The following is a 15,374-nucleotide window of genomic DNA, read 5'->3' as shown; positions in this document are numbered from 1 at the left end:
CGAGTACATCGTCGCCGGGCGTCTGCATGGCCATCGCCCCGGCATGCCAGGTCGACGGCGATGCCCGAGCTTATTGGCCCTGCACAGCGTCAAGGGTTCGCTTCCCCGAGCCGCGCTTCGCGCGGCCCGCCCTTGACCCTGTTCCGGGCCGGTCACGACGACATCAGGCATTCACAGCGGTAGCCGACATGGTAGCCGAAGTCAACTTCCACTCTAAACGACATTGGGCCAGTTTAGTGCCAACGCAAGTATTTGAATGTGAACCGATTTTTCACGCACCGGCTGAGCTGTTCAGAGTTGTGTATAACGATATGGCTTATACCTCGCAATCTGGGCAATGACCAAAGATCCAGTTCTTTGCGCGTTATGAGAAATTTGCTTTTCCCATTGCCATTTATGAAATAATTCCTATGTTCATTGGTGCAATATCGAGATCCGCTATTACACAGAAATATGCTAATCAAGCTTACAGGTATTGATCTAAAAATATAGCTGTGACGCCTCTCTTGCAACCCATCTGGGCCCGCTAATTAATTCCTCGAACGATTCCCATTTTTTACCGACCTCAACATTCGCGCTTTCAGTATTAATGACGGCGAGGATAGCGCATGGTGTGCGCCATACGCCGCAACAAAAACAGATTATTTTTAATGATTAACGAAACTTCATTATCAATAGGAAGGCAATACCGCGTCGCGCAGTTTGAGCCGCGTAGCTGCGCGATGAAGACTATCCACCGCTCAAATTCAAATTTGATAAGTATCAATCGCCTAGACCTCGGCTACTAGATAATCGATATGAGTCGGAGTGGTCGGCCGCATTCTCAGATAGTTCGTTTCAAACCTTCCAATTGGACAATCATGAAAAAAATAAACATTAAAGCGCTTTTTTTGATACCGCTCGTGCTATTGAACAGTGTTGGCTTAGCTGTCGAAGAAGTACCGGCGACTCCGGACCACGCTGCGACATTACAAGGAACGATTAATTCGGACGGCGTGCTTCAAGTGTATGTCGGCGCGCAGAGACCTACACCGCAGAGATTTATTTTTGACGGCTTACGTGGTGGATTCTATATGAGTCGCTACTCAACCATGTCCGACTCAGGCACGCCGTTGCGAACTGCGCCAGGTGCAGTGAATGAATCCAACATGGAGTCGGAGCAGAGCTGCAAGACGACAGCCAATCCCGTCGTGCTTGCGACCGGCGAAAAAACCAAAGCTGAGGTGGATTTTGAAGCGGAAGGAATTTATGCCATATCGCTACAGCGCACTTACCGAAGCCAGAATGCTCAAGGTACTCTTTTTGGAAAGAATTGGCTTTCGTCTCTAGACCCGCAAAAATTGGTCAATTCAACCTGTCATAAGCAGAAACCGGACTTTGACTGCGTGCCTAAAAACATCACCCATGTGACAGAAACCGGAACGATGGTCGTGTACCACTATTCGCGCCCTGGTCCGATTGTCCATGAAGGGAAACGACCCAACGAATATTACTACTTTACCGGGTCCGGCGGTGAACTGAACAAAATTGTCTATAAACCGAGAGAAAATATCGACTTGGTAACAAACGGACTCACATACGTTTTTAGTCAAAATAGTGTACTGCAACATGTCCGTGACGAGTCCGGCGAGCTCGTCCGAAAGTTCATCTACGACGGCCCGCGGCTGGTCGCGATACAAAATCTGCCTGGTCAATCGGTTAAGTTGAATTGGGCCGGGGATAAGGTAGCGACCGTCCAGGACACCTCGGGAGCGATATGGGACTATAAATATAATGGTAATGGCATGTTGATCAAAGTCACAGTTCCGGGTGGCTCGGTCCGCGAATATCATTACGAACATGGCGATCCGACTCTGCTAACCGGTATCTCGATTGGCGGCCGGCGCTACAGCAGCTACGCCTATCACGCTGACCGCCGTGTACACGTTAGCCAGCTAGCTGGCAATCGAGAGGTAGATACCTTTAACTATTCAAAAGACAATCAAAATGAGTACACAGTGGTCAGTAACGCACAGGGACAGACGACTCGATACATTTTTGGGCCTGTTGGAGAAGTGTCAGAAAGGAAGATTATCGGAGCAGATCGGTCGGCATCAGCAACTTGCGCAGGTGCGAGTAGCCGAACCGAGTACGATCAATTTGGTTCTCTCACGCGTACATTCGACTGGAAAGGAATTGCCACATGGTACCAGTACAATGTTGATGGACACTTGCGCTCGAAAATTACTGCCGAAAATACCTCGGAAGCAATCCGAGAAGACCACTCCTGGGTGGAAGGTAAACTTGTAGAAACAGTGTACAAGAATTCCGCAGGTGATAGTCAGTCGAGCATTAAATATGCTTATCATTCCGGTGGTCCGGCGCACGGCCGTATTGCAGAGACTACAGTCACTGATCTGAAGTCTGGTAAACAGAGAGTCACGCGATACGGATACGGTTTTCATCCAAACCGAACCTTGGGGATGATCGTTTCCGCGGACATATTGAACGGGCGGGGAGTTTCGACCATCGTGAACTACGACTACTACGGCAGAGTCAGCTCAGTTGTGAACCCACTCAATCAAACGGTTACTTATGGCGGCTTTACGGGGCTAGGGCAGCCGACATCGGTCGTTGATATCAACGGGCTTCGTACCGATTATACATATAATCCGGACGGCACCATCGCGACAATTACAGCGCCTGGTAATCTCATTACAAAGTTCGGGTACAACCAGGCGCGTTTGCCTACGCTTATTATCTATCCGGACGGCACAGTTACGTGGTATCGATACACTGATTCTCTCGAACTTGAGGCCGTAGGAGACGCGCAGAAGAATTATGCCGAGTCCAGGGTTGACGTTGCTACAAATTCGTTAGCCCGTGTCGCGCCCCGTCAGGTGGCCTCTGCTGGTCCCAACGGACCGGTGGCGACTGCAAGCGGCGAATTTACCAAGCTACTCAAGCTGGACTCCCTAAATCGACTCTATCAGACAGTAAATAGCAAGGGAGAGCGGGAAGATCGGCGCTATGATGCGAACGGTAATCTTGTCGAGGCTTACAGTGGTGATGGCAAGGGAACTTTTTACGAATATGATGCGCAGAATCGATTAATTAAGCAAACCACGGCGAATGGTGCGATTACCAGGCTGGAATACGACTGGGCTGGGCGGTTAGAAGCCTTAATTGATCCTCGCGGAGTAAGAACCAATTATGCTTATAATAATTTTGGTGACGTTATCCGCATCGATAGCCCGGATCGAGGGACAACTACATACGATAATTATGACGACCTTGGACGCCTAACCCAAGAAACTCAACCGAACGGCAAGGTCGTTACTTACAATTGGGACGACCTGGACCGCCGCACAACGCGGAAAAGCGGCGATACGACTGAAACATTCAATTACGATGAAGGACACTTGGGCAAGGGCCACTTGACGAGCATGACCGATGCCACTGGCCGCACGGCGTGGGCGTACGAAGTTTCCGGCAAGCTGATTCGCCAAGATAACGACATATACGGAACAAAATTCACAACTCGATGGGCTTACGACACCAGCGGGCGGGTGAGCGGCATGGCTTGGTCAAGTGGCCTTAACATAAATTACGATTACGACGCGACCGGCCGGCTGACCAGAATCCGAAGCAATTTGGGAGGAAAGTGGGCGACGCTTGCTGATACCTTCCTGTATCAGCCTGCCACTGATGCAATCTACGCTTGGCGCTTTGGTAACGGGCAATCGCGCATTAGCACATTCGATGTGGATGGGCGCCTTGACCAGCTTCATACACCAGGTGTGCATGCCCAGAACTTCGACTATAGCCCAGGCGCGACGATATCAAAAGTTTCTGACGCAGTGCACCCTGAATTGACGACCGACTATGGCTACGATGAGCATGGCAGGATTTCGACCGTCGGGCGCCCGGGCGACCACCAATATTTCGGATGGGATAATGTTGGCAATAGGGTAAAACACAGCAGGGAAGGTCAAGGCGATTATACTTACGGCCTTTACGCCGGAACGAACCGTCTGGAAAACTGGGGTGGCAGTGGGCAATCGCGTCGATTTGAATACGATGCAGTGGGCAATGCTACCATTGAAAACCGCCATGATGGTAGCCATAGGTACACCTACGATAACTTAAACCGCATGAACGGTGTGTGGATTAATAACGCACAAGTCGGTGATTACCGTGTCAACGGGCTTAACCAGCGCGCCTTGAAGATCAGCAGAAATGTTGGAACTAGGTCAATTTTCGGACCTTCCGGCGAACTCATTGCGGAGATTGGAGCTACTGATACACAGTACGTATATCTTGGCGGACAGCTCTTGGGCATTGCACGCGGAGGGCAGTTCTACGCCAGCCATAACGATCAGATCGGTCGCCCGGAAGTGCTGACCAATGCGGCTGGGGCGCCGGTCTGGCGCGCCGCAAATTCTGCTTTCGACCGGCGAGTCGTGACGGACACTATTGGCGCCATGAATGTCGGGTTTCCTGGCCAGTATTACGATGCTGAATCCGGTCTCTGGTACAACTGGATTCGCTACTACGACCCTGTGTTGGGCCGATATCTCCAGAGTGACCCGATAGGCTTACTTGGCGGTACGAATCCATACGCATATGTAGGGGGAAACCCGCTTAGCTACACCGATCCCGAAGGCTTAATCGTCCCGTTCTTTGTTTATGGCGCGTTGATGTTTGTTGCTGAGAATCAGCTTGGGTTCTTAGCCGGTGCGACCATTGGCGCCGCTCTCATTACCGGCGCGGATCTTCCAGGGCCTGTAGGGTCTGCTACAAAAGCGGCAGGCACTGCTGCCAAAGTCGGTGGCCAGTACGCACTTGTAGCGGCGGAAGCGGGGTTGTATCCTTTGATGAAGAGAGGATTCAAAGATCCGGTAGCGCTTGTGTGGTGCGAGAAAGGGGATGTGTATAAGTTCGGAATCACTAAAGATTTTACGAAACGGTATACGCAAACTTACATGAGTAATACCGGAACAGCCGGCCTGAAAATGATAACGGAATTTCAAGGCGGGACTAGGCCTGAATGGCGTACACTGGAAACCATGAAGATTAGGAACTACACTGCCATACACGGTCAGCGCCCACCAGGAAACAAAACTAACCATTAGGAAATAGTATGAAAGTTCAAATATTAGGCGATTTTAATCATGAATCCGGGGTCAATGCGGTAACGGACTGGTTTTCAGACTCTAGCTACTGGGAAGCCTTTGCGACCGACTACGGGGACGGGCTGTGGAAAGTTGCGATTTTTCTCATTTGTAGAAATCCGGAACTGAATTTCAAACAGCGTATTCGTCATAGCAAAAAAGACAAGGCACTATACATGGATATCATGCTACCTCTTGCCGATTTCGTGAACGCAACGCTAGAGGAAAGGAAGGAAAATGTAGTAGTGGCCATGTTGAAAGAAGTGCCACGAATTGTCCGAAAGTACAAGTTCGCCGAGTTTGATACAGAGGCATTCCTGTCGGACTTCGATCAGTACTTTTCCGGTTTGTTAGCACAGTTGCCGCGCCCTTCCACACTCGCCGCCTGATTGGCAGGACTCGGGTCAGCCCACGCTAAAGCGTCCTGGCTGTGGCGTGGCTTTTGCTTTGTGCATCCAGCCGAAGTCACGTCCAACACATATTTAACTTCCTGTCCCGCCATCGGCTATACTGTATATAAATACAGTATTTATCAAGAGTAATTATGACGGCTAACGCACAGTTTGCTTCGGAGGAGTTGCACCCTTCTCTCTGGCGCGCGAGCCAGCTGGCCCGTTCGTCGATCCACTGCGTACCTACTAGGTATGCCGCTTCGTCAAATCAGCTCTCTGGCAGTGGATGGGCCACTGGGTCGTTGACCGACCTCTTGGTGCAGCAAGCAGGAATCGGCGAGATACGCTTGCTCGCGCCGACTTTGTCGACCGTCGCGGCCCGGAAAGTTGTTTTCCTGCAGCCGCCCCATCCACCACAGACGATCGCGCTTTCCCACATGGGGCTGGCGCCGTCTCAGGTACTATGGGACACCTCGAAAAGCTACCCCAGCCGTGGCCTTATAGCGGCTTCATGTTGCTGACCTAATTCCATGATCAAAACGAGCCTGCTTGCCGACCAGGAACGCGAAGCGAAGCGGAACAAGCCTGGTAATGCGCTCAAGGTGATGGAGCAGCATGTCGACTTCATCGCGCTTGCCGGTGCGTTTGACGAAGCCGCTCCCCGCCCCAGCCGCGAACGCGGCGGGCGTCCTCCATTCCCGACCGACCTGATAGTTCGCGTCCCGCTGATCCAGCAGTTGTTCAACCTAAGCGACGAACAAATGGAATTCCAGTTGCTCGACCGCCTGAGCTTCCGGCGCTTTGTCGGACTGCGGTCCAGTAGTCAGATGCATGTGTTTGCCGGCCTGGCCGAGATGGGCAGCAAAGGCCTGCGCGCAATCGGACTGGCGTGCGCCACGTTGCAGCTCAATTGGAAGGTCGCCGTTTACAATTGCGGCGCCTGGTCTACTTGAAGGAGGCCAGGGTCGAGGCGTTCTGACGCCCGCAGTCCGTCCGGACTGCACAAAACGAGGTTCAGCGCCTATAAAACGGGCGGGAAGCGGCTCGGCCTGACATCAAAAAACGCAACTGCCGGCATCGCGACCGGCGATTATGCGGGATTTACGGGTAATTCGAGGTGCCCTCTAGTATGACCGCCGGCGCAGCCGGCCATCCTGGCCCCTGACGCAGCAATTTTCACCAGGCATTGCACTTCTGCACAAACCTCTATATAATTCGCCGCTCAGACGCGGGGTGGAGCAGTCTGGCAGCTCGTCGGGCTCATAACCCGAAGGTCACAGGTTCAAATCCTGTCCCCGCAACCAAATACATTTTGAACTGAGCCCGACTCTTCACACAGCCGGGCTTTTGTTTTTAGAAAGGGGCTGGCTGCCTTCAAGCCAGTCCACCACACCTCCCATGAGAGACAAAAAAGATAACGCGACCTTCGACTTGCCGGGGTTCGGCGCGGCTGCGCCGCTCGTTCACCCCCCTGCCGAAGCGCGCCGCACCACCGTGCCGCGCCAGCGCAAAGCCGCCCTCCGCCAGGAACAGCTCGAACTGCTCGACGAAACCGACGCCAGCGGCTTGCCAGTGTGGCGGCGCGAAGACAATACCGACCTGACCGGCCTGCCCAACTGGGCTGCCGCGTAATTCCCCGGCGCGCGGCCGTACCGCACCAGCGCCATCCGCCCTCTCGCAGCTTGCCTGCTAGACTGGGTCCGTTCCCTTTTTTGCCAGAGCACGCCATGAATCCAAACGCCTTCGCCACCCTGCCCCTGACCGCCACCTTCCTGGCCAACCTGGACTCGCTCGGCTATAAAGAGATGACCGACATCCAGACCAAGAGCCTGCCGCACGTGCTCGACGGACGCGACCTGATCGCCCAGGCCAAGACCGGCAGCGGCAAGACCGCGGCCTTCGGCATCGGCATTTTGCATAAACTCAATCCAGCCTGGTTCGCGGTGCAAGGCCTGGTGCTGTGCCCGACGCGCGAACTGGCCGATCAGGTGGCCAACGAACTGCGCCGCCTGGCGCGCGGCGAAGGCAATATCAAGGTGCTGACCCTGACCGGCGGCGCGCCGATGCGCCCGCAGATCGCCTCGCTCGAACACGGCGCCCACATCGTGGTCGGCACCCCTGGCCGCATCCGCGACCACCTGGGCCGCGGCAGCATCGACCTGTCCAAGGTGCAGACCCTGGTGCTGGACGAAGCGGACCGCATGACCGACATGGGTTTTTACGACGAAATCGCCGGCATCGTCAGCGCCTGCCCGTCGCGCCGCCAGACCTTGCTGTTTTCAGCCACCTACCCGGACGATATCCGCCGCGCCACCGAATTGTTCCTGCGCAACCCGGTGGAAGTCGTGGTCGAAGCCCAGCACAGCGGCGACCAGATCGAGCAGCGCTTCTATGAAGTCGGCTTCGACAACCGCGACCAGGCCGTCGGCCGCCTCTTGAAGCACTTCAAACCTGTTTCGGCGCTGGCGTTTTGCAACACCAAGGTGCATTGCCGCGAACTGGCCGACGAATTGCGCGCGCAGGGCTTTTCGGCGCTGGCGCTGTACGGCGAACTGGAGCAACGCGAGCGCGACGAGATCCTGGTGTTGTTTTCCAACCGCAGCTGCTCGGTACTGGTGGCGACCGACGTCGCCGCGCGCGGCCTCGACATTGCCAACCTGGGCGCGGTGATCAATGCCGATGTGTCGAAAGATACCGAAGTGCACATCCACCGCGTGGGCCGCACCGGCCGCGCCGGCGAATCGGGCCTGGCGCTGACCTTGTGCGCCCCGAACGAAAAGAAATGGGTCAAGCTGATCGAGGAATACCAGCACGCGCCGGTGGCCTGGCATCCCTTGAGCGAACTGGCCGACGATGGCGAAGCGGCCGCGCCGGCGCCGATGGTGACCCTGGTCATCATGGGCGGCAAGAAGGACAAGCTGCGCCCGGGCGACCTGCTGGGTGCGCTGACCGGCGACGCCGGCCTGACCAAGGAACAGGTCGGCAAGATCAATGTGTTCGAATTCATGACCTACGTCGCGCTCGACCGCCATGTGGCCGAGCAAGCTTTCCAGCGCCTCAACGCGGGCAACAAACTGGGCCGCGACTTCGGCAACATCAAGGGCCGCAGCTTCAAGATGCGCTTTATCGACGCCTGATAGTCTGCCAGGAAACATCTGGTAACGATTCTTTAATGCATTGTGTTGCGCATCCGACAAGCCGGGCTATACGGCGGGGCACTTATGCAGCTACACTAAACGTGTCACGCGTCCTGCTGCCCAGAAATGCAGCGCCAGGACGCGCGCATGACGCCAATGAAGGCGCTCGTGCTGGAAGATGCGGCAAATTGCGTTGTCATGAGGCAAAATGCGTAAATTAGGTTCATCCGGGTGATGCGCTTAATCGTTAAATCTGGCATGATTGCTTGAGATAAACATCGACGCTTCCCTGCGGCCCCGCACTCATGAATAATAACGTCGTGCTTGATGACATTGAAACACTGAAGCAGGCTTTCCTGCGCGGCGCCGGCATTCCTGCCGATGCGCTCGGTTCCGGCCTGACGCCGGAGTTAATGGAGCTGATGGGCAAGCTGATGGCCAGCTCGCTACAGGGGACGATCGACTTGCTGGCGCTGCGTTCGCTGGTCAAGCAAGAGGTCAAGGCGGATGTCACGATGGTGGTGATGCGCAACAACAATCCACTCAAGTTCTTCCCGGACAGCCAGACCGTGCTGACCCAGATGCTGCGCAAGAAAATGCCCGGCTTCATGGAGCCGCTCGAGTCGCTCGACGATGCCTACAACGACCTGCGCAGCCACCAAAAAGGCATGGTGGCCGGCACCCGCGCCAGCATGGGCGCCATGATGGCGCGCCTCAAGCCCGAGCTGTTCGAGTCCGATGTCTCGGGCGGCGGCATGATGGGCAGCCTGATTCCTTCGCGCCGCCAGGCCGAGAGCTGGAAGACCTACAAGCAGGCCTACCACACTGCCGAAGCGGAAGCGAAAGACCAGTTCAAGACCATTTTCGGCCCGGCCTTCCTGGCCGCGTACGAAAAGGAAGTCGAGCGCGCGAATGCCGGCAGCAACAATGCTTGAGCGTAATCCAATCCGCCTGGCCTGGACCCGCATCAGCGAAATCGGCATGCGCGCCACCAACCAGGACGCTGTCGGCGAAGCCCAGCATGGCGATATTTCCTGCTTCATCATCGCCGACGGCGCCGGTGGACATGAAGGCGGCGAAGTGGCCGCCAACATCGTGGTCGACGCCATGCTCGAAAAATTTGCCAGCGTGCCCGCCTTCGGCGCCCATGCTTTGCTCTCGTATACCGCCAGCGCCATCGCAAGTGTTGCGAAAAACAAACAAACCCAGCCGCAGAACCACGACATGAGCGCCACCGTGGCCGCCCTGCTGGTCGACCAGGCCAACGCCCACGCTTTATGGGCGCACCTGGGCGACACCCGTGTCTACCTGTTCCGCGAAGCGAAGCTGGTCAGCGTCACGCGCGACCACAGCCTGACCCAGCAACTGATCGACGCCGGCTATGCGCGCGCCGAGCAGCTGCGCACCCATCCGCAACGCAACATCCTGTTCGCGGCGGTCGGCGCCGAAGGCGAAACCCCGGTCGCGCTCGGCGACGGCCCGGTCCAGCTGCTCGACGGCGACGCCTTGCTGGTGTGCAGCGACGGCCTGTGGGAATGGGTGCACGAAGACGAGATGGAACGCACCCTGGCCGAGTCAGGCAACAGCGAGCAGTGGCTGACCGCCATGTGCGCGCTGGCCGAGGCGGCCCTGGAAGGCACCGACAAGGTACGCGACAATTTCTCCGCCTACGCCATCCGCGTCGAGAGAGAGATCGTATGAACGCGCTCGCCCCCGGCTCCGAAAACTGCCTGCCGATCGGCACCCGGCTGGCCGACTTCGAAATCACCGGCGTACTCGGTGAAGGCGGCTTCGGCATCGTCTACATGGCCTTCGACCATTCGCTGCAGCGCAGCGTGGCCCTGAAAGAATACATGCCGGGCGTGCTGGCCGCGCGCGCCAGCGACAACAGCATCATGGTGCGTGCCGAACGGCACCAGGAAACCTTCAATGTGGGGCTGAAAAGCTTTATCAACGAAGCGCGTTTCCTGGCCCAGTTCGACCACCCGTCGCTGGTCAAGGTGCACCGTTTCTGGGAACAGAACCGCACCGCCTACACCGCCATGCAGTATTACGACGGCCGCACGATCAAGGATATTGTCACGCATAGCCCGGAACTGGTGACCGAAGCGTGGTGTAAAAAGGTGATGAAGCAGATTCTCGACGCCCTTGAGATGCTGTACACCATGAAGATCCTGCACCGCGACGTTTCTCCGGACAACATCATCGTGCAGGAAAGCGGCGACGCCGTGCTGCTCGACTTCGGCTCGGCGCGCCAGATCATTGGCGACCGCACGCGCGGCCTGACCGTGATCCTGAAACCCGGCTACGCGCCGGTGGAACAGTACGCCGGCGACGCCTCGCTCGACCAGGGGCCGTACACCGACATCTACGCGCTGGCCGCGGTGATGTTTTTTGCCATCATCAAGGAACCGCCGGCGACCTCGATCGCGCGCATGGTGCGCGATCCGGTCAAGCCGCTGGCCGAACGCGGCCTGCCCGGCTACAGCCTGCCCTTCCTGGCGGCAATCGACAAGGGCCTGGCGGTGCTGGCGCAAGACCGTCCGCAAACCATCGACGCCTTCCGCGCCCTGCTCGGCATCGAAACCGGCGGCGAAGCGCCGCGCGCCCGGCCCACCGGCCCGGCGCAGCGCTTCGCCACGCTCGACCGCCTGCCGGACGCCCCCGCCAGCGCCAGCACCGGGCCGCTCGCGGCCAATGGCGCCAGCGCCGCCGATGGCGCGCCGGCCAAGACCAGCCTGTCGAAATCGCCCGCCTCGTCGAAACAAGATCCGCTGGCCAAGTCCTCGCGCCGTCCGAAGCCGGACGTGACAGACAAGCCGGCCAAACCGGTCAAGCCAGCCAAAAAGGGCTTGCCGCCCTGGACCGGCATTGCCGCCTCGGCCGTGGTGATGATCGCCGCGATCGGCGTGGGCGTGTATTCGCTGCTGTCCAAGCCGTCCGACACGATCATGGTGGCGCCGGCCCAGCCTGTCATCCCCGACGCCGCGGCACTGCCGCCGCCGGCCGCCGTGACGCCGCCCGTGGTCGCGGCCACGGCGCCGGTCGAGCCGCTTGGGCCGGCCGGCACCGTGGGCGCGACAGCGCCGGCCGACGGCGCCGCCGCCGCTGCCGTTACCGATGTACTGGCCGAGCCCGTGCCGGAACCAGCGCCGGAAGCCGCGCCGGAATCGTTCAACTACAAGTTGGCGATCAAGCCGTGGGGCACCATCTATGTCGACGGCAAAGAAGCGGGCGTCACGCCGCCGCTGAAAAAACTGACCCTGGCGGCCGGCAAGCACAAGATCCGGATCGCCAATCCCGGTTTCCAGGATTTCACGGTCAGTCTCGATACCGCCAAAAACAAGTCACGCACGATTGAACATGATTTCACAGCGCAGCCTAAATAAACGCATTAAGATCGAGGCATGAACCGATCCCAACACTTTCTGATGTACGCCGCACTGGCCGGCAGCCTCGCGCTGTCCGGCTGCGTCACCCCCGAAGCGCCGTCCAAGCCGAGCTCTGCCGTCAAGCCGACGACGCCGCGCACGCCCGCGCCGCGCCCGCCAACACCGGTCGTTCCCGCCACCCAGGCGCCGGGCGCCGACCAGCTGGCACTGAACGAAGGCATCGAGCTGTATAACCAGGGTTCCTACAACGACGCCATCAAGCGCCTGGGCGCTGCCGATGTGACCGGCGGCTCCAAGGCCAGCCAGGTCATGGCGCACAAGTACATTGCCTTCAGCTACTGCGTGACCTCGCGCCCGGTGCCGTGCCGCCAGCATTTCGACAAAGCCTTCAAGCTCGATCCCGCCTTTGCGCTGGCGCCCGGCGAAAGCGGGCATCCGCTGTGGGGTCCGGTCTTCGCCAGGGCCAAAAAAGCCAAGTAATCATTGCATACCGACGAAAAAAAACGCTGCCCATGAGGCAGCGTTTCTTTTGGAGCAGCGGCGTGATCAGTTACGGACGACGCGCTTGTACTCGTTGGTGCGGGTGTCGATCTCGATGACGTCGTCGGTGCTGACGAACAGTGGCACCTGGACCGAGTGGCTGTGCGCTTCGATCGCGTTTTCCAGTTTGGCTTCTTTCAGGACGTTGCCCGAAGTGTTGCCTTTGACTGCTGGCTCGGAGTAAGCAACCTTGCGTGCGATCGTGGTTGGCAGTTCGACCGAGATAGCCTTGCCGTCGTAGAACACGGCTTCGCATTCCATGCCGTCTTTCAGGTAATGCAGTGCATCGCCCAGGTTTTCTTCTTCGATTTCATACTGGTTGTATTCAGTATCCATGAAGACGAACAGCGGATCGGCGAAGTACGAGTAGGTTACCGGCTTCTTGTCCAGCACCACAACGTCGAACTTGTCGTCGCCACGGAAAACGTTTTCCATTGGGCTGTTGTTCAGAAGATTCTTCATCTTCCATTTGTAAGTGAAGCCCGTGCGGCTCGAGCCGTTGACATCGGAACGCAACACGATCATAGGCTTGCTGTCGACCATAATAATGTTGCCAACACGAATTTCTTTTGCAGGTTTCATAAAGAGTGTACGTAAAAAGTGGGTTGCATAAAAATCATCTGTCGCCTGCTGGCATGACGCCGGAAGCTCACGTTTGATCGAGGTAAAAATACGTTAGAAATTAACCGAATATTGTACCTTATCCGGGGTGCGATGACCTAAGCGAAGAGGCAAAGATCAGCATATTACTGGTCAGGTCGCCGTTTGCCAACATCTGGCGCTGCCATTCGTCGGCTCGCGCATGCATTTCCGGCAAATCGGACTGAAACGGCGGCCACAGCGGCGCCGGATCGGGATCGTGCGGCGTCGCGCCGTTCCAGCACAGCGACAGCGCGGACAGGCTGTCTGACCCGGTAGCGTAGCGTTGCAAGAAGGCGCGCAGCTTTTTGTGATGCAAGTTTTCATCTTGCGGGTAGATATGCCAGATGAACGGCCGGCCGGCCCACTGCGCCCGCACGAAGGAATCTTCGCCGCGCACAAAGTTCAGGTCGCATGCCCACAGCAGGCGGTCGTAATCGGGCTGGGCGACAAAAGGCAATACGCGCACGGTCAGCGCGCCGCGCGTGTGGACGGCGCCGGGGTCGGCAGGCGCTTGCAGAAAAGTTTCCACCGCTTCTTTTGCCACCCCGTCGGGCACCAGGCAGGTGATGGCTTGCGCCCCGCCCTGCCAGGCAGCGAACAGCTGCGCCACCGGCGCGTGCGGGTAGCAGAACAGCGAGACTTTGGTCGATGCCATTTCCTGCGGTGTGACGCCGAACTGGCCGAGAAAATCCGCCATCGTGGCGGGATCGGCCTGGAACCGGCGGCGTTCGTCGTCGAGCGTGGCTTCGCGCATCAGACCGCCGGTTTTGGCGGTGAAGCCGGGGAAGAAGAAATGCTTGGTCAGCGGCAGGCGCGGATGGGACGATGGCAAGGTGTGGCAGCCTTCGACCCACTCTTCGGCGCTCAAACCTTCCAGGTTGAACCAGACCGGACGCGGGTCGCACCGGGCCATGGCCGTGATGTAACCGGGCGGAATGTCGCAAGCGAAAAATTCGATGACGATGTCGGCAATGTCGGCAGGCGCGAAGACGCCATCCTGGCCGGCCCAGTGGCGCACCAGCACGCCGTCGACCTCCTGGCGCGCGCCAGCGGGGTCGATATCGGGGCAAATACGGCGGAAACTGTGCAGGTCGTCGACCCACAGGGTGACGGCGATACCGTGCTCGCGCTCAAGTTGGCGCGCCAGGCGCCAGCAGATGCCGATATCGCCGTAGTTATCGACGACACGGCAGAACAGGGCGAGGGTCAGCCGAGGCTTTTGAGCTTGGATCATATGACTTTGTCGGAGACTATATTGGAAATGCCCATCAACTTATGCGCCGTCGTCCCCGCGCGGGGACGACGCGCTAACGCTAGGTCGCGACCGACGCGCTAAAGGTATGCCGCTATCGCCACCCGATCGATCGCACAATGCAAAAAGCCGCACAAGGCGGCTTTTGCTCTTACTGGCGTCCCCAAGGGGATTCGAACCCCTGTACTCACCGTGAAAGGGTGATGTCCTAGGCCTCTAGACGATGGGGACCTGAACTGTTGTCAGGTAGTGGCAACTACCTGCAATGTACGACTACATCAAAACTTGGTGGAGGTAAGCGGGATCGAACCGCTGACCTCTTGCATGCCATGCAAGCGCTCTCCCAGCTGAGCTATACCCCCCATGTAACGCGAACTACCCGGCGCTGGAATAACAAAGAACCGTTTTCACGACCCTCTGGTAAAACTGGCGTCCCCAAGGGGATTCGAACCCCTGTACTCACCGTGAAAGGGTGATGTCCTAGGCCTCTAGACGATGGGGACAGAAATCTGTCCTGGATGTATTCTACATCCTGACCTGCCCTGCTGCACCAATAAAAAACCCTGACTTGTCAGGGCGTTTAGTGGTACTAAACTGCGGCTGCATTATACTGCATCTTACTGCTTTTTACTACTCGAATCCTGGCGTCCCCAAGGGGATTCGAACCCCTGTACTCACCGTGAAAGGGTGATGTCCTAGGCCTCTAGACGATGGGGACCCGGTACTGCAATCAGATAGTGGCATCTATCTGCAATCTACTACGCACAACTACTTCGATTAGTGGTGGAGGTAAGCGGGATCGAACCGCTGACCTCTTGCATGCCATGCAAGCGCTCTCCCAGCTGAGCTATACCCCCGTCCGTCGA

General features: G+C 57.5%; 11 protein-coding genes and 6 tRNA genes. 10 read left to right on the top strand and 7 right to left on the bottom strand.

The window, feature by feature from the left end:
- Nucleotides 1-860: 860 nt before the first annotated feature.
- The 10 genes from F1609_RS29900 to F1609_RS29855 all read left to right on the top strand — a co-directional run bounded on the left by F1609_RS29900 (nucleotide 861) and on the right by F1609_RS29855 (nucleotide 12,554).
- Nucleotides 861-5,114 carry an RHS repeat-associated core domain-containing protein gene (locus tag F1609_RS29900; RefSeq protein ID WP_167080877.1) on the top strand — a complete coding sequence of 1,418 codons (4,254 nt, stop codon included), beginning with the start codon at nucleotides 861-863 and terminating at the stop codon, nucleotides 5,112-5,114.
- A gap of 8 nt (nucleotides 5,115-5,122) precedes the next feature.
- Nucleotides 5,123-5,542, top strand: coding sequence for an Imm44 family immunity protein (locus F1609_RS29895; RefSeq protein ID WP_167080875.1), 420 nt, complete (start codon nucleotides 5,123-5,125; stop codon nucleotides 5,540-5,542).
- A 533-nt stretch (nucleotides 5,543-6,075) separates the two neighbouring features.
- Nucleotides 6,076-6,498: a transposase gene (locus tag F1609_RS35460; protein ID WP_370661688.1), complete on the top strand. Its 423-nt coding sequence runs from the start codon at nucleotides 6,076-6,078 to the stop codon at nucleotides 6,496-6,498.
- Between the two features lie 274 nt (nucleotides 6,499-6,772).
- Nucleotides 6,773-6,849, top strand: a tRNA-Met gene (locus tag F1609_RS29885).
- A 94-nt stretch (nucleotides 6,850-6,943) separates the two neighbouring features.
- Nucleotides 6,944-7,177, top strand: a complete 234-nt coding sequence (locus tag F1609_RS29880; RefSeq protein ID WP_167080873.1) for a hypothetical protein — start codon at nucleotides 6,944-6,946, stop codon at nucleotides 7,175-7,177.
- Nucleotides 7,178-7,272: 95 nt separating this feature from the next.
- Nucleotides 7,273-8,682, top strand: coding sequence for an ATP-dependent RNA helicase DbpA (gene dbpA / locus F1609_RS29875; protein ID WP_167080871.1), 1,410 nt, complete (start codon nucleotides 7,273-7,275; stop codon nucleotides 8,680-8,682).
- Nucleotides 8,683-8,987: 305 nt separating this feature from the next.
- Nucleotides 8,988-9,617, top strand: coding sequence for a type VI secretion system-associated FHA domain protein TagH (gene tagH, locus F1609_RS29870; RefSeq protein ID WP_167080869.1), 630 nt, complete (start codon nucleotides 8,988-8,990; stop codon nucleotides 9,615-9,617).
- The gene (locus F1609_RS29865; RefSeq protein WP_167080868.1) at nucleotides 9,610-10,383 is read left to right on the top strand and encodes a PP2C family protein-serine/threonine phosphatase; all 774 of its coding nucleotides are present in this window, start codon (nucleotides 9,610-9,612) and stop codon (nucleotides 10,381-10,383) included. The genes tagH and F1609_RS29865 overlap by 8 nt, the downstream gene beginning before the upstream one ends.
- Nucleotides 10,380-12,071, top strand: a complete 1,692-nt coding sequence (locus F1609_RS29860; RefSeq protein WP_167080866.1) for a serine/threonine-protein kinase — start codon at nucleotides 10,380-10,382, stop codon at nucleotides 12,069-12,071. Before F1609_RS29865 ends, F1609_RS29860 begins: the two co-directional genes overlap by 4 nt.
- Nucleotides 12,072-12,089: 18 nt before the next feature.
- Nucleotides 12,090-12,554, top strand: a complete 465-nt coding sequence (locus F1609_RS29855) for a TssQ family T6SS-associated lipoprotein (protein WP_167080864.1) — start codon at nucleotides 12,090-12,092, stop codon at nucleotides 12,552-12,554.
- Between the two features lie 66 nt (nucleotides 12,555-12,620).
- Here the strand turns inward: F1609_RS29855 and F1609_RS29850 are convergent, their stop codons facing one another.
- The 7 genes from F1609_RS29850 to F1609_RS29820 all read right to left on the bottom strand — a co-directional run bounded on the left by F1609_RS29850 (nucleotide 12,621) and on the right by F1609_RS29820 (nucleotide 15,365).
- Nucleotides 12,621-13,196: an elongation factor P gene (locus F1609_RS29850; RefSeq protein WP_054267202.1), complete on the bottom strand. Its 576-nt coding sequence runs from the start codon at nucleotides 13,194-13,196 to the stop codon at nucleotides 12,621-12,623.
- A gap of 118 nt (nucleotides 13,197-13,314) precedes the next feature.
- Nucleotides 13,315-14,490 (bottom strand): elongation factor P maturation arginine rhamnosyltransferase EarP, encoded by a 1,176-nt coding sequence (gene earP / locus F1609_RS29845; RefSeq protein WP_167080862.1) that lies wholly within the window; start codon nucleotides 14,488-14,490, stop codon nucleotides 13,315-13,317.
- Nucleotides 14,491-14,663: 173 nt separating this feature from the next.
- Nucleotides 14,664-14,739: transfer RNA gene (locus F1609_RS29840), tRNA-Glu, on the bottom strand.
- Nucleotides 14,740-14,794: 55 nt separating this feature from the next.
- Nucleotides 14,795-14,870, bottom strand: a tRNA-Ala gene (locus tag F1609_RS29835).
- Between the two features lie 65 nt (nucleotides 14,871-14,935).
- Nucleotides 14,936-15,011, bottom strand: a tRNA-Glu gene (locus F1609_RS29830).
- Nucleotides 15,012-15,150: 139 nt separating this feature from the next.
- Nucleotides 15,151-15,226 (bottom strand) — tRNA-Glu (locus F1609_RS29825).
- Nucleotides 15,227-15,289: 63 nt separating this feature from the next.
- Nucleotides 15,290-15,365: transfer RNA gene (locus tag F1609_RS29820), tRNA-Ala, on the bottom strand.
- Nucleotides 15,366-15,374 lie beyond the last annotated feature (9 nt).

The sequence above is a fragment of the Massilia aquatica genome (assembly GCF_011682045.1).
Taxonomy (GTDB): Bacteria; Pseudomonadota; Gammaproteobacteria; order Burkholderiales; family Burkholderiaceae_D; genus Telluria_A; species Telluria_A aquatica.
This window is presented reverse-complemented; position numbering and strand designations above follow the sequence as displayed.